This is a genomic window from Rhizobium phaseoli, assembly GCF_001664385.1.
GTDB lineage: Bacteria > Pseudomonadota > Alphaproteobacteria > Rhizobiales > Rhizobiaceae > Rhizobium > Rhizobium phaseoli.
Map to the genome: position 1 here is coordinate 3,988,345 of NZ_CP013532.1, position 13,733 is coordinate 4,002,077.

At 61.8% G+C, this 13,733-nt stretch carries 12 protein-coding genes; 7 read left to right on the plus strand and 5 right to left on the minus strand.

From position 1 onward, the window contains the following. Positions 1–34 precede the first annotated feature (34 nt). The 4 genes from AMC88_RS19130 to AMC88_RS19145 all read left to right on the plus strand — a co-directional run bounded on the left by AMC88_RS19130 (position 35) and on the right by AMC88_RS19145 (position 5,631). Complete coding sequence (locus AMC88_RS19130; protein WP_012485322.1) at positions 35–1,216, plus strand: phytanoyl-CoA dioxygenase family protein; 1,182 nt, start codon at positions 35–37, stop codon at positions 1,214–1,216. A gap of 87 nt (positions 1,217–1,303) precedes the next feature. Beyond that, positions 1,304–2,125, plus strand: coding sequence for an SDR family oxidoreductase (locus tag AMC88_RS19135; protein WP_012485323.1), 822 nt, complete (start codon positions 1,304–1,306; stop codon positions 2,123–2,125). A 94-nt stretch (positions 2,126–2,219) separates the two neighbouring features. Continuing rightward, entirely contained in the window at positions 2,220–3,131 is a 912-nt protein-coding gene (locus AMC88_RS19140; RefSeq protein WP_012485324.1) for an SMP-30/gluconolactonase/LRE family protein, read from the plus strand. Between the two features lie 253 nt (positions 3,132–3,384). Continuing rightward, positions 3,385–5,631 (plus strand): glycoside hydrolase family 2 protein, encoded by a 2,247-nt coding sequence (locus AMC88_RS19145; RefSeq protein ID WP_012485325.1) that lies wholly within the window; start codon positions 3,385–3,387, stop codon positions 5,629–5,631. A 48-nt stretch (positions 5,632–5,679) separates the two neighbouring features. Here AMC88_RS19145 and AMC88_RS19150 read toward each other — a convergent pair whose 3' ends face one another. The 4 genes from AMC88_RS19150 to AMC88_RS19165 all read right to left on the minus strand — a co-directional run bounded on the left by AMC88_RS19150 (position 5,680) and on the right by AMC88_RS19165 (position 10,042). Continuing rightward, positions 5,680–6,795, minus strand: a complete 1,116-nt coding sequence (locus AMC88_RS19150; RefSeq protein WP_012483508.1) for an ABC transporter ATP-binding protein — start codon at positions 6,793–6,795, stop codon at positions 5,680–5,682. Between the two features lie 3 nt (positions 6,796–6,798). Next, positions 6,799–7,737: a carbohydrate ABC transporter permease gene (locus AMC88_RS19155; protein WP_012483507.1), complete on the minus strand. Its 939-nt coding sequence runs from the start codon at positions 7,735–7,737 to the stop codon at positions 6,799–6,801. Continuing rightward, on the minus strand, positions 7,734–8,681 hold the full coding sequence (locus AMC88_RS19160; protein ID WP_012483506.1) for a carbohydrate ABC transporter permease: 948 nt from the start codon (positions 8,679–8,681) through the stop codon (positions 7,734–7,736). The genes AMC88_RS19155 and AMC88_RS19160 overlap by 4 nt, the downstream gene beginning before the upstream one ends. Positions 8,682–8,782: 101 nt before the next feature. Then, positions 8,783–10,042, minus strand: coding sequence for an ABC transporter substrate-binding protein (locus AMC88_RS19165; protein WP_064825672.1), 1,260 nt, complete (start codon positions 10,040–10,042; stop codon positions 8,783–8,785). A 475-nt stretch (positions 10,043–10,517) separates the two neighbouring features. Between AMC88_RS19165 and queC the strand changes: the two genes are divergently transcribed. The 3 genes from queC to queE are packed head-to-tail and all read left to right on the plus strand — an operon-like array spanning position 10,518 to position 12,309. Then, positions 10,518–11,228 (plus strand): 7-cyano-7-deazaguanine synthase QueC, encoded by a 711-nt coding sequence (gene queC / locus AMC88_RS19170; RefSeq protein WP_012485329.1) that lies wholly within the window; start codon positions 10,518–10,520, stop codon positions 11,226–11,228. Then, positions 11,228–11,584, plus strand: coding sequence for a 6-carboxytetrahydropterin synthase QueD (queD, locus tag AMC88_RS19175; protein WP_012485330.1), 357 nt, complete (start codon positions 11,228–11,230; stop codon positions 11,582–11,584). Before queC ends, queD begins: the two co-directional genes overlap by 1 nt. Continuing rightward, a complete protein-coding gene (gene queE / locus AMC88_RS19180) occupies positions 11,581–12,309 on the plus strand; it encodes a 7-carboxy-7-deazaguanine synthase QueE (RefSeq protein ID WP_012485331.1) in 729 nt (242 codons plus the stop codon). Before queD ends, queE begins: the two co-directional genes overlap by 4 nt. Positions 12,310–12,391: 82 nt before the next feature. Here queE and AMC88_RS19185 read toward each other — a convergent pair whose 3' ends face one another. Continuing rightward, positions 12,392–13,636 carry an adenylate/guanylate cyclase domain-containing protein gene (locus AMC88_RS19185; RefSeq protein WP_012485332.1) on the minus strand — a complete coding sequence of 415 codons (1,245 nt, stop codon included), beginning with the start codon at positions 13,634–13,636 and terminating at the stop codon, positions 12,392–12,394. Positions 13,637–13,733: the final 97 nt, after the last annotated feature.

Consider the following 13,733-nt stretch of genomic DNA (forward strand, 5'->3'; position numbering starts at 1 on the left):
ATAGTGCCCCATCGGAAACAGGGAGGAGCCTGAGATGAAAACCGATAACCAGCAGAAATTGCGCGCCGACCGTGTCTGGCTCTCCGAAGATGCCTGCGATCTTGTCGATTTTCGCCGGCTTGCGGAAAGGACGACCGCGCTTGCCGATTACCCCACCGCCTCAGCGATCGAGAAAAACATCCCGATCTACGACAGCCGCAAGGTGGTGGCGGCGGTGGCGGAAGACCGGCGCGCCGTGCTGGCCGAAATCTGCGAGGCCTTCGGCGAGGGCCCTGGTGTCGTCGTATTCAAGCACGCCTATGAAGATACCGGCGTCATCGACCGTGCCAGCGCGATTTTCGACGCGATCATAGAGGAACAGCACCGGACCTCGACCGGCGGCGGTGATCACTTCGCCAAGCCCGGCGCCAACGACCGCATCTGGAACTCGCTGGAAAAGCATTGCCTCGCAGATCCGGCAAATTTCGCCGAATATTACGCCAACGCCATCGTTGCGCTCGCAAGCGAAGCCTGGCTCGGCCCCAGCTATCAGATGACGGCGCAGGTCAACCGGGTCAATCCGGGCGGTGCGGCGCAGTCGGCGCATCGTGACTACCATCTCGGCTTCCAGTCGTCTCAGGTGATCGAGCAGTTTCCGGCGCATGTGCACCTGCTCTCGCCGGTGCTGACGCTGCAGGGCGCGGTGGCCCATTGCGACATGCCGCTCGAAAGCGGCCCGACGCTCTTCCTGCCGCACAGCCAGACCTATGTGCCGGGTTACCTCGCGCTGAAGCGCCAGGAATTCCGCGATTATTTCGAAGCCAATCATGTGCAGCTGCCGCTCGAAAAGGGCGACGTCGTCTTCTTCAATCCCGCCCTCTTCCATGCCGCCGGCACCAACCGCTCGGCCGACATCAAGCGTGTCGCCAACCTGCTGCAGGTCTCCTCCGCCTTCGGCCGGGCAATGGAAACCGTCAACCGCGAGAGGATGAGCGTCAAACTCTTTCCGGCCTTGAAGGCCTTGCAGGGCAAGCTCTCACCCGATGAAATCGCCAACGCCGTCGCCGCCTGCACCGAAGGCTATTCCTTCCCCACCAATCTCGACCGCGACCCGCCGGTCGGCGGTCTGGCGCCGAAGACGCAGGCGCAGCTGATGCACGAGGCGTTGCGGGAGGACTGGAGCGACGAGGCTTTTACGGCCGCCCTTGCGGAGCAGGCGAGGAAGAAATTGAGCTGAAGGTGGAGACCGGAGCCCCCTAATCGCCGTAGCCGCCTCCCGCACCCGCGGGAGGACACTTGCATCTCATCACCAGGGAGGAACCAAATGAGCACAGACCACGGCCGTCTCGACGGCAAGATCGCCATCGTCACCGGCGGCACGCAAGGGCTGGGGGCCACGATTGCCCGCCTTTTCGCCGAACGCGGCGCGCAAGGCATCGTCATCTGCGGCCGCAACGAGGCCAAAGGGAAGGCGAAAGCGGCGGAGATTTCAGCCGCGACCGGTGTGAAGGTCGTCTACGTCAAGACCGACCTCGCCAAGGTCGAGGACGCACAATATGTCGTGCGCGCCTGCGACGAGGCCTTCGGCCGCGTCGATGCGCTCGTCAATGCCGCCGCCATCACCGATCGCGGCACCATTCTCGACACCAGCCCCGAACTCTTCGACAGGATGTTCGCCATCAATGTGCGCGCACCGTTCTTCCTGATGCAGGAGACGGTGAAGGTCATGCGCCGCGAAAAGATCGAAGGCACCATCGTCAATATCGGCTCGATGTCAGCCAAGGCAGGCCAGCCCTTCATCGCCGCCTATTGCGCCTCCAAGGGGGCGCTGGAAACGCTGACGAAGAACACCGCCTATGCGCTTTTGCGCAACCGCATCCGCGTCAACGGCCTCAATATCGGCTGGATGGCGTCGGAAGGCGAGGACCGCATCCAGCGGGAATATCACGGCGCACCGGCCGACTGGCTGGAAAAGGCGGCGGCGAACCAGCCCTTCGGCCGCCTCGTCGATCCGCATGAGGTAGCACGCGCCTGCGCCTACCTGTCATCGGCCGAATCCGGGCTGATGACCGGCTCGGTCATCTGCTTCGACCAGTCGATCTGGGGTGCTTACGACGGTTCGCCGCATCCGGTCGCCGCCCTCTGAAAAACCGGAGCCCGGCATTTCCGATCACCGGGCTCTGGCACCTTCCCGCGTTTGTCGCTAGGAAAAGGACGGCAGCATTCAGGGAGGAACTGGCGTGGCCGACAATCCGCTTTACGACATCCGCGATGAACGTTTCGGCGCTCTGGTCATTGGCAGCGCGGGCCTCGAGGAACTCTATTCCGGCTGCCGCTGGACGGAAGGCCCGGTCTGGTTTTCCGACCTCAACTGTCTTCTCTGGAGCGACATTCCGAACGAACGCATGATGCGCTGGACACCGGATGGTACGGTCTCGATCTTCCGCTCGCCCTCCAACTACATCAACGGCAACACCCGCGACCGGCAGGGCCGGCTGGTTTCCTGCGAACATGGTGGCCGCCGCGTTACCCGCACCGAGCTCGACGGCAGCATCACCGTTCTCGCCGACAGCTACAAAGGCAAACGGCTGAACTCGCCGAACGACGTCGTCGTGCGCTCCGACGGTTCGATCTGGTTTACCGATCCGACCTACGGCATCCTGTCGGACTACGAAGGGCACAAGGCCGAGCCCGAGCAGCCGACCCGCAATGTCTATCGGATCGACCCTTCAAGCGGCGCCATCGAGGCTGTCATCGAGGATTTCATCCAACCGAACGGCCTTGCCTTCTCGCCCGAGGAGACGAAGCTCTACATTGCCGATTCCGGCTCGGCAAAACATGACGTGCCACGCCATATCAGAGTTTTCGACGTCGTCGATGGCAGAAGGCTTACGAACAGCCGCTATTTCTGCAGCCTCGACGTCGGCAATCCCGACGGTTTTCGCTTCGACGTCAGCGGCAATCTGTGGACGAGCGCAGGCGATGGCGTGCACTGCTTCTCACCAGATGGCACGCTGCTCGGCAAGATCAAGGTGCCGCAGACGGTCTCCAACCTCACTTTCGGCGGCCCTAAGAAAAACCGGCTCTTCATCACCGCGACGCGGTCGGTCTATTCGATCTACACGAAGACCAACGGCGCACAATTTCCGTGAGGTCAGGGCCGGCTTGAAGATCGCCGTTCCGGGATGACGACTTGCATAAAAAAAGCTAAAGCGCGTCACACGAATGAGATTCGATGTGCGTGCTTCAGAGCATGGTGCCGAAACCTGTGAGCAAATTTCGGACAACATCCTGTTCTGGCGGCGCGTAGATCTATTGCATCAAGAAGGGATTTCCCGATGACCCGATTTTCAAGCGCCGAAAGGCGCCGCACCGCTGCTGCTGCGATGACCAGGAGAGCCTGAGATGCGGTCCGTCGTTTCCTTCAACGAAGGCTGGAGTTTCCACGAGGGCTTTGGCCAGCGCCTGCTCGAAAGCTTCGATGCCGCCAGATCGGTCAGCCTGCCTCACAACGCCGTCGAACTGCCCTTCAACTATTTCGACGAGAAGAGCTATCAGCGCGCTTTCACCTATCAGAAGCTGCTGCGCTGGCTGCCGGAATTCGAGGGCCGCGAGGTTTCGCTCGTCTTCGACGCCGCCATGGCCGACAGCGTCGTCTATCTGAACGGCGAAGAGATCATCGCTCATAAGGACGGCTACACCCCGTTCGAGGCCCGCCTCACCGGCAAGCTCATCAAGGGCGAGAACCTCATTACCGTCAAGATCGACGGCAGCGAGAACCCTGCCATCCCGCCCTTCGGCGGCCGTATCGATTATCTCACTTATGCCGGCATCTACCGCGACGTCTGGCTGAAGGTCACCGACCCCGTGTCGATCCGCAATCTGAAGATCGAAACCACAGACGTTCTCGCTGCGGAGAAGTCGGCAACCATCCGGGTCGATATCGCCAATCCCGAGGGCCGCAGCTTCTCGGCGACCGTCACCGCCACGCTGAAGCAGGCCGACGGCACGGTGATCGCCACCGCAGCGACCGAGACGATCGGCGACCGCACCAGGCTTTCCTTCGGCGGCCTGACCGGCATTACCCTCTGGGACATTACCGATCCCACGCTCTACGACGTCACCGTCGAACTCAGGACCGAGCACGGCTCCGACCGTGTCTCCAGCCGCTTTGGCTTCCGCACCGCCGAATTCACGCCGGAAGGTTTCCTCTTGAACGGCAGGCCGCTGAAGCTGCGCGGCCTCAACCGTCATCAGTCCTTCCCCTATGTCGGTTATGCCGCCGGCCGCTCCGCCCAGGAGCGCGACGCCGACATCATGAAGAGCGTGCTGAAGTGCAATATCGTCCGCACCTCGCATTATCCGCAATCGAAATGGTTCCTCGACCGGTGCGATGCGATCGGCCTGCTGGTCTTCGAGGAGATCCCCGGCTGGCAGCATATCGGCGATGCCGACTGGCAGAAGGAATCGATCGAAAACGTCCGCCGCATGATCGAGCGCGACTGGAACCATCCCTCGATCATCATCTGGGGCGTGCGCATCAACGAGTCCCAGGACAATCACGATTTCTACGCCGAGACCAATCGCCTCGCCCGTGAACTCGACAGCACGCGCCAGACCGGCGGCGTGCGTTATATCACCGAGAGCGAGCTGCTCGAGGACGTTTACACGATGAACGACTTCATCCTCGGCAATGAGGAATTGCCGGGCGCCAACCGCCCGCGCACCGTGTTGCGCGGCCAGCAGGAAAATACCGGGCTTTCCGCCAAGGTGCCGTACCTCATCACCGAGTTCAACGGCCACATGCACCCGACGAAGATCTATGACCAGGAGCAGCGCCAGGCCGAGCATGTGCGCCGCCACCTCGAGGTGCTAAATGCCGCCTATGGCGACCCGGATATATCGGGCGCGATCGGCTGGTGCATGTTCGATTACAACACCCACAAGGATTTCGGCTCTGGTGATCGCATCTGCTATCACGGTGTCATGGACATGTTCCGCGAGCCGAAATTCGCTGCCTATGCCTATATCAGCCAGTGCGACCCGTCCGACGAGATCGTCATGAAGCCGGCAACCTTCTGGGCGCGCGGCGAGCGTAATATCGGCGGCGTTCTGCCGCTGATCATCCTGACCAATTGCGACGAGGTGGAGCTGCGATATGGCGGGCTCAGCAAGCGCATCGGTCCGGACCGCGAGAACTATCCGCATCTGCCGCATCCGCCCGTCGTGCTCGACCATCGTCATTTCACCGCCGACGAACTCGGCACCTGGGGTCTCGAATGGATCGACGGCACCCTGACCGGTTATATCGGCGGCGAGCCGGTAACGAGCCTGACGCTGGCCGCCGATCCGCTGCCGACGACGCTGGAAATCGTGGCCGACAGCTCGACGCTGAAGGCTCGCGAACGCGACAGCACGCGCGTCATCATTCGCGCGCTCGACCAGTGCGGCCAGCGCCTGCCTTTCATGAACGAGAGCATTTCGCTGAAGGTGCATGGGCCCGCAAAGATCGTCGGCCCGACCAATGTGCCGCTGCAGGGTGGCACCGCCGGCTTCTGGCTGGAAGCGACGGGTCTGGTCGGCGAGATCACCGTCGAAGCGGTCTCCTCGCGTTTCGCGCCGGTGACCCTCACTGTGACGGCCACCGCCTAATTTAGCGCAGAACCGCGCGTGTTATCAGGCGCGCGGCTCCGATGGCCCTCAGGCGATCCGCATCTGGCTGTCGGGATCGAAGAACACGGCCTTGTCGAGATTGAAGGCGAGACGGGTGTTCTGGCCCGGTGCAATGCCGGCATCGGCGCGCAGGCGGGCGACGACGGATTTACCGCCGAGCTTGGTGACGGCGAAGGTGTCGGAGCCGGCCGGCTCGACCACCTCGATCAGGCAATCGTCCTCGGTCAGCGAGCGCGCCTTGCGGTCGGCGCCGTCGGGATCGGTCAAGGCTTCGGGGCGGATGCCGAAGATCACCGGCTTGCCGGCATAGGCGGACAGGCCGTGATTGCCGGAGACGACCGGCAGCCTGAGCGGCGCGCCATTCGGCCGTTCGAGTGCGACGGCAAGCCCGGAGGCGCCGTTCTCGACGGTGGCGGTCAGCAGGTTCATCGCCGGCGATCCCATGAAGTCGGCGACGAAGAGATTGGCCGGGCTGTTATAGATCTCGGCTGGCGTGCCGAACTGCTGCAGCACCCCGTCCTTCAGCACGGCGATCTTGGTCGCCAGCGTCATCGCCTCGATCTGGTCATGGGTGACATAGACGAAGGTGGTGCCCATGCGCTGGTGCAGCCGCTTGATCTCGGTGCGCATGTCGACACGCAGCTTGGCGTCGAGATTGGACAAGGGTTCGTCGAACAGGAAGACCTGCGGGTTGCGCACCAAAGCCCGGCCCATGGCGACGCGCTGGCGCTGGCCGCCGGAGAGCTGGCTCGGCTTGCGATCGAGCAGATGGCCGATCTGCAGCATGTCGGAGACCTGCTTGATCGCCTTGGCCCGTTCCTCCTTCGGCACGCCGCGGATTTCCATGCCGAAGGCGATATTGCCGGCCACCGTCATGTTCGGATAGAGCGCATAGGACTGGAACACCATGGCGATATCGCGCTTGGAGGGATGCAGGCCGCTGATGTCGCGCCCGTCGATCCGGATATCGCCTGAGGTGATCGTCTCCAGCCCGGCAATGGTGTTGAGCAGGGTCGACTTGCCGCAGCCGGACGGGCCGACCAGCACCAGGAAGCCGCCCTTTTCGAGTTCAAGGTCGATCCCCTTGAGAATGTCGACGGCGCCGAAGCGTTTTCTGAGACCGGAGATTTCCAGGAAGGCCATGACTTACCCTTTGACTGCGCCCGCCATCAGACCGCGCACGAAGTAGCGGCCGGCGAGGATATAGACGATGAGTGTCGGAACGGCGGCGATCATCGCCGCGGCCATGTTGACATTGTATTCGACCACCCCGGTCGAGGTGTTGACGACATTGTTGAGCGCCACCGTCATCGGCATGGAGTCACCGGTGCCGGCATAGGCCGAGGCAAACAGGAAGTCGTTCCAGATATTGGTGAACTGGTAGATGACGGTGACGACGATGATCGGCAGCGAGTTCGGCAGCATGATGCGGCGGAAGATCTGGAAGAAGCTGGCGCCGTCGACCTGGGCGGCGCGCACCAGCTCGGTCGGGAACGCCTCGTAGAAATTGCGGAAGAACAGCGTGGTGAAGCCCAAGCCGTAGACGACATGGACGAAGACCAGGTTGACCGTCGAATTGCCGAAGCCGAAGGAAAAGCCGGTGGCGTTCTGCAGCGTGACGCCGAAGCGGCCGAGCGAGCCGAGGATGGTCGCCATCGGCAAGAGCACCGACTGGAACGGGATGAAGCAGGCAAACAGCATCAGCCCGAACACCAGCGTATGGCCGGGAAAGCGCCATTTGGTCAGGATATAACCGTTCAGCGCTCCCATGATGGTGGAGATCGCCACGGCCGGCACCACCATCTTGATCGAGTTCCAGAAGTAGCCCTTGATGCCGGCGCAGGTCAGCCCGACGCAGGCCTCGCCCCAGGCCTTGATCCAGGGATCGAAGGTCGGGGCCTCCGGCAGCGCCAGCATGTTGCCGCCCTGGATCTCGTCCATCGTCTTGAACGAGGTGGTCAGCATGACGAAGAGCGGCATCAGGTAGAGGATGGCGAAGATCACCAGCAGGCCGTAGATGACCAGCCGGCCGAGAAAGCGGCTGTTGTTGTTGGAATGGGAGGGAGAGGAAGCCGAGATGCTCATCGCGTCTTCTCCTTCAGTTCGGAATAGAGATAGGGCACGATGATCGCCGAGATGGTCATCAGCATGATGATGGCGCTGGCCGAGCCGACGGCCATCTCGTTGCGCTTAAAGGTATATTCATACATGAAGTTGGACGGCAGCCAGGCCGAGCCGCCCGGCCCGCCCGAGGTCAGCGCCACGACGAGGTCGTAGGACTTGATCGCCATATGGGCGAGCACGATGAAGGCGGAGAGAAAGATCGGCCGCAACAGCGGAATGACGATGCGGCGGTAGAGCTGGAAGGGCGAGGCGCCGTCGATCTGTGCCGCCTTCATGATCTCGCCGTCGATACCGCGAAGCCCGGCCAGGAACATCGCCATGACGAAGCCCGAGGCCTGCCAGACACCGGCGATGACGACGGTATAGATGACGAAGTCCTTGTTCTTGATCCAGTCGAAGTGAAAGCTGGTCCAGCCGAAGTGGTGCAGCGTCTGCTCGAGCCCAAGGCCGGGATCGAGGAACCACTTCCAGGCCACCCCGGTGACGATGAAGGAGAGCGCCATCGGATAGAGGAAGATCGGGCGCAACAGCCCCTCGCCACGGATCTTCTGGTCGAGCAGGATGGCGAGCAGCAGGCCAAGGCCTAAGCAGATGCCGACATAGAGGAAGCCGAAGATCGCCATGTTGGTGATCGAGGTATACCAGGAGGACGGCGGGTCGCTCTCGAAGGTCCAGCGCCACAGCCGCTGATAGGCGCGTGCCCCGGTCAACGCATAAGAGGGGAAGGTCTTGGAATTGGTGAACGACAGATAGGCCGTCCAGACGATGAAGCCGTAGACGAAGACCAGGGTGATGACGAAGCTCGGCGCCAGGACGATCTTCGGCAGCGCATCCTGCAGCCGGCCCCGCAGCGAGATCGGCGTCGCTTGTGTGAGAACCGGATCGGTGGTCGCAACTGTGCTCATGGATATCATCTCCCTTCCCGCAGGATCGCTCGGCATTGATCGCTGCGGAGCCTGAAGCTTCCCCGCGAGATCACGCGGGGAAGCATTGTCATCGACGACCCTTAGCGGGCGTCGTCGATTGCCTGGACGAGCTGGGTGACGGCTTCGTCGGAGCTCTTGATCTGGCCGTGGACGAACTTCGAAACGACGTCCTTATAGGCATTGGCGATCGCCGGCGGCGCACCGTAACCCTGGGCGAGCGAGCCGAACAGCGTACCGCCCTCATTGGCGGCCTTCAGATCGGCAATGCCCTTCTTGCCGCAGGCGTCGAAGTCGGTGTCGGGAACGTCGGTGCGGGCCGGCACCGAACCCTTGACGACGTTGAAGGCCGACTGGAAGCTCTTCGACAGCGTTGCCGTTGCCAGCGCCACCTGTGCGGCCTTGCGGTCGTCGGGGACGTTGAACATGCCGAACATGTCGGAGTTGTAGATGACGCTGCCGTCGGTGCCGGGGAAGCGGTAGCACAGGAAGTCCTTGTCCGGGGTCTTCTTGGCGGCGACGAATTCGCCCTTGGCCCAGTCGCCCATCACCTGCACCAGTGCGTCACCCTTGATGACCATGGCGGTCGCCAGGTTCCAGTCGCGGCCGGAGAAGTTCGGATCGACATATTTGACGATCTTCGCCAGGTTGTCGAAGGACTTCTTCATCGTGTCCGACTTCAGCGATTCCTCGTCGAGGTCGTTGAACGCCTTCTTGTAGAATTCCGGACCGCCGGTCGACAGCACGATGGAATCGAACATCGTCGCTTCCTGCCAGTTCTGGCCACCGAGCGCCAAGGGGATGACGCCGGCAGCCTTGGCCTTGTCGAGCAGGGCGATCAGGTCGTCGAAGCTCTTCGGCTGGCTGCCGCCGATCTTGTCCATCACCGCCTTGTTGATCCACAGCCAGTTGACCGAGTGGACGTTGACCGGGGCTGCGACCCACTTGCCGTCATAGACCGAGAACTTCTGCAGGGCCGCCGGCACTGACTTGTCCCAGCCTTCCTTCTTGGCCGTCTCGGTCAGGTCGCCCATCACGCCAGCCTGGGCATAATCGAGCACGGTATAACCGAGCATCTGCGAGGCCGTCGGATAGGTGCCGGCCGCCACCATCGCCTTCAGCGCCGTCATCGCCGCATCACCGCCGCCGCCGGCCACCGGCACGTCCTTCCAGGCAAAACCTTCCTTCGACAGATCCTGCTTCAAGACATTCAGAGCCGCTGCCTCGCCGCCGGACGTCCACCAATGCAGCATCTGCACTTCCTTCACGTCGGCTGCGCGGGCGCCACCGAGGCCAGCCGTCATCACGACAGCAACAGCCGCCGAGCTCAAAAACTTGCGCATGAATTCCTCCCGTTTGAAATTCGGCGGCGGGCCCTCCCAGCCGCCCGATGTCTACCGCCGTTGCAGCGGTCGACATACGGCCGCGCTCCTCCGCGCGGTTGCTAATTTAAAACGGCATAAGCACTTGATCGTCAAGTCCTTTCTCGACTCCCGAGAAAAATGTGGCTTTTCCGTTATCTCACTGAATTTACAGCTTTCTTCATTTTTATAACACATCGCCGAAAGTCGACACGATCCTTAAGGCGTAGACGCCGGCCGGTGAGGATCCGGGACGCCGGCCGCGTCGGCGCATCGGCAATCCTGACGCCGAGGGCTTCAGCCTCCCGCCGTCGCCGCAACTCAATTTGCCGATCGGTACGACCGCACAACTTTCACGGCTGACATCTTAAAACTGTTTGCATCACGCGCGATTTGGCCTAGAAGCACGCGGTAATCCGGTCGCAGCCCACCCGGTCAAAACAAGGGAATCCAACATATGAAGACTATCGTCGTCTGCTCTGGCGGACTCGACTCCGTTTCGCTTGCCCACAAAATGGCAGCGGAACAACAACTGATCGGCCTCGTCTCCTTTGACTACGGCCAGCGGCACCGCAAAGAACTCGACTTCGCCGCCCGGTGCGCCGCGCGCCTCGCCGTTCCTCATCATATCATCGACATCGCCGCCATCGGCGGCCATCTCAGCGGATCGGCGCTGACCGACAATGTCGAGGTCCCGGACGGCCACTATGCCGAGGAGACCATGAAAGCCACCGTGGTTCCGAACCGCAATGCCATCATGCTGGCGATCGCATTCGGCCTGGCCGCCGCGCAAAAGGCCGATGCCGTCGCCGTCGCCGTGCATGGCGGCGATCACTTCATCTATCCCGACTGCCGGCCGGGCTTCATCGACGCCTTCCAGCGCATGCAGAACGCAGCGCTGGACGGTTATGCCAGCGTCCGACTGCTTGCACCCTATGTCGATGTTTCCAAGGCGGCAATCGTCGCCGACGGCGAAAAACACGCGACGCCGTTTGCCGAGACCTGGTCATGCTACAAAGGCGGCAGGCTCCACTGCGGGCGCTGCGGAACCTGCGTCGAACGCCGCGAGGCTTTCCATCTTGCCGGTATTTCCGATCCGACCGACTATGAAGACCGGGATTTCTGGAAAGCGGCGGTGTCGCAATATTCCGCCAAGGAGGTGCGTTGATGTACCGCATCACCAAGGAATTTCATCTCTCCGCTTCGCACCAGCTGCATCATCTGCCCGCCGACCATCAATGCGCCAGGCTCCATGGCCATAACTACATCGTGGTCGTCGAACTCTCGGCTGAAAGCCTGAATGACGACGGCTTCGTTCGCGACTATCACGACCTGTCGCCACTCAAGCGCTATATCGACGAAGCTCTCGATCATCGTCACCTGAACGAGGTCTTCGGCCATTCGAAAGTCACCTCCGAGTTCCTGGCGAAGCACTTTTACGACTGGTGCAGAGAGCGCTTCCCGGAAACATCGTCCGTCCGTGTCAGCGAGACGCCGAAGACCTGGGCGGAGTACCGGCCATGAGCGGAGAGACCATTCGCGTCAGCGAGATCTTCGGCCCGACCATCCAGGGCGAAGGCGCTTTGATCGGGCTGCCGACGGTGTTCGTCCGGACGGGCGGCTGTGATTATCGCTGTTCCTGGTGCGACAGCCTTCACGCGGTCGACAGCGCCTTCCGGGATCAGTGGATTCCCATGTCCACCGAGGCGATCTGGCAGGAGGTCACGAAGCTTTCCGCCGGCCGGCCGATGACGGTTTCCCTGTCCGGCGGCAATCCGGCGATCCAGCCGCTGGGTCCACTGATCGAACTCGGCCATTCTCAAGGATACCGCTTCGCGCTGGAAACGCAGGGGAGCGTCGCCCGGAACTGGTTTCGCGATCTCGATGTCCTGGTCTTGAGCCCCAAGCCGCCGTCGAGCGGAATGCTGACCGATTGGGATCAGGTCGACAACTGCCTCCGGCTCGCCGCCGGCGGGCCGGAGATCGCTTTGAAAATCGTCGTCTTCGACGATGACGATTACGCCTTTGCCCAAGAAGCGGGCCAGCGTTACCCTTATATCCCCCTCTACCTTCAGCCGGGCAACCATACGCCGCCGCCGCCCGATGACGACGACGCCCGCATCGATATCGACGGCGTGATGGACCGAATGCACTGGCTCGTCGAGAAGGTGACGGCAGACGGATGGTTTGCCCCGCGCGTGTTGCCGCAGCTGCATGTGCTGCTGTGGGGAAACAAACGCGGCGTCTGAACCTGCCGGAGCCCAATGCGTGCCGCGATTCCGGGACAACGACATGCTTATAAAAAAAGAGAGCTAAGGCGCATTGCGTGAATCAGATTTGACGCGACGCGCTTGAGTGTTCAGGAAAAGCGAAGACATCGACAGGCTCTCCGAGCCCGCGCAGCGGGAAGGTGCCGAGACTGTCCATGTCTTTCGCGCAGCCCGCCATTTCGATAAAGGCCCGCGACAGCAGCACCGGACGCTTGACCTCCTTGGTCAGGCTTTCCAGCCGCGAGGCGATATTCACCGCCGGGCCGATGACGGTGAAGTCCAGTCGCCGACGCGAACCGATATTGCCGTACATGACGTCGCCGACATGCACGCCGACGCCATAACGCAGCGGTTCGCGCCCCGCCCGTGCATGCTGCTCGTTCAACTCGGCCATCGATGCCTGCCCTTCGCGGATCGCCTGCAGCAGATCGGCACAGGCCGTCTCCTTGCTCAAGGGGAAGATGGCCAGCAATCCGTCGCCCATGAACTTCAGAATTTCCCCGCCATGGCGTTCGATCGGATCCGACATCGCATCGAAATAATCGTTGAGCAAATGGATGACATCGTCGCGTGGCCAGAGATCGGAGATCGCGGTAAAGTCGCGCAGGTCGCAGATCATGATTGCCGCACCGACGGTGGCGCCGCTGCCGCGTGTCGTCACGCCCGACAGGATCTGCTCACTCGCATGCGGCCCGACATAGGTCTGCAGCAGCGTGCGCGCCATGATGTTCTTCAGACGAATTTCGCTAATCAAGGTCAGGGCCGGAAGGAGATCACGCAGGAAATCGACATGTTCGCTGGTAAAACCGCCCGGCCGGCTGGTGGAAAATGTAGCCACATGCCGTTTGCCGAAAGTGTGTTCGAGCGGCCAGGCGATATACTCGGTCAGGCCGTCGTCGCGCAGTTCCTGATAGAATGAATCCAGGTCGCCGTCGGCTGCGCCTTCCAACTGCCTGCGCACTTCCCCCGCACCCTGATGAATCGCGTTGACCGGGCTGGTCAGGAACTCCGGCGTATTTTCGACGCCATAGGCGAAAGTATTGATCTTTGCCTCTGCGAGCCCTTCCTTCCAGAGGATGCGGGCACCGATCCATTGCGGATGGTTCGTCCGGAAATGCAATGTCGCCCGGGCCACCGGCACCCCGGCCGAAAGCAGCTTCCCGCACATCTGCACCAGAATGTTGTCGATGAAACGCTCGCCCCGCGTCTCGTTCACCAGCCAATCGAGAATCCGTCTCCTGCGGATCGGCCAGACGCCATCGTCCGCTTCAACGGCAGTCCCGGTCTTGTTCAAAAAAGGCGACATCAAAAACTCCGCTACATCATGTGATCGGCGAGGGTCGAATTCACTTCCGCTGAATGTGGGCGACAGGGAAGCAAATGATAAGGGCAGACTGCGATAA

Coding starts and splice junctions, on each gene's coding strand:
- AMC88_RS19130 (WP_012485322.1), top strand. CDS start 35: ATGAAAACCGATAACCAGCAGAAATTGCGCGCCGACCGTGTCTGGCTC.
- AMC88_RS19135 (WP_012485323.1), top strand. CDS start 1,304: ATGAGCACAGACCACGGCCGTCTCGACGGCAAGATCGCCATCGTCACC.
- AMC88_RS19145 (WP_012485325.1), top strand. CDS start 3,385: ATGCGGTCCGTCGTTTCCTTCAACGAAGGCTGGAGTTTCCACGAGGGC.
- AMC88_RS19150 (WP_012483508.1), bottom strand. CDS start 6,795: ATGGCCTTCCTGGAAATCTCCGGTCTCAGAAAACGCTTCGGCGCCGTC.
- AMC88_RS19155 (WP_012483507.1), bottom strand. CDS start 7,737: ATGAGCATCTCGGCTTCCTCTCCCTCCCATTCCAACAACAACAGCCGC.
- AMC88_RS19160 (WP_012483506.1), bottom strand. CDS start 8,681: ATGAGCACAGTTGCGACCACCGATCCGGTTCTCACACAAGCGACGCCG.
- AMC88_RS19165 (WP_064825672.1), bottom strand. CDS start 10,042: ATGCGCAAGTTTTTGAGCTCGGCGGCTGTTGCTGTCGTGATGACGGCT.
- queC (WP_012485329.1), top strand. CDS start 10,518: ATGAAGACTATCGTCGTCTGCTCTGGCGGACTCGACTCCGTTTCGCTT.
- queD (WP_012485330.1), top strand. CDS start 11,228: ATGTACCGCATCACCAAGGAATTTCATCTCTCCGCTTCGCACCAGCTG.
- queE (WP_012485331.1), top strand. CDS start 11,581: ATGAGCGGAGAGACCATTCGCGTCAGCGAGATCTTCGGCCCGACCATC.
- AMC88_RS19185 (WP_012485332.1), bottom strand. CDS start 13,636: ATGTCGCCTTTTTTGAACAAGACCGGGACTGCCGTTGAAGCGGACGAT.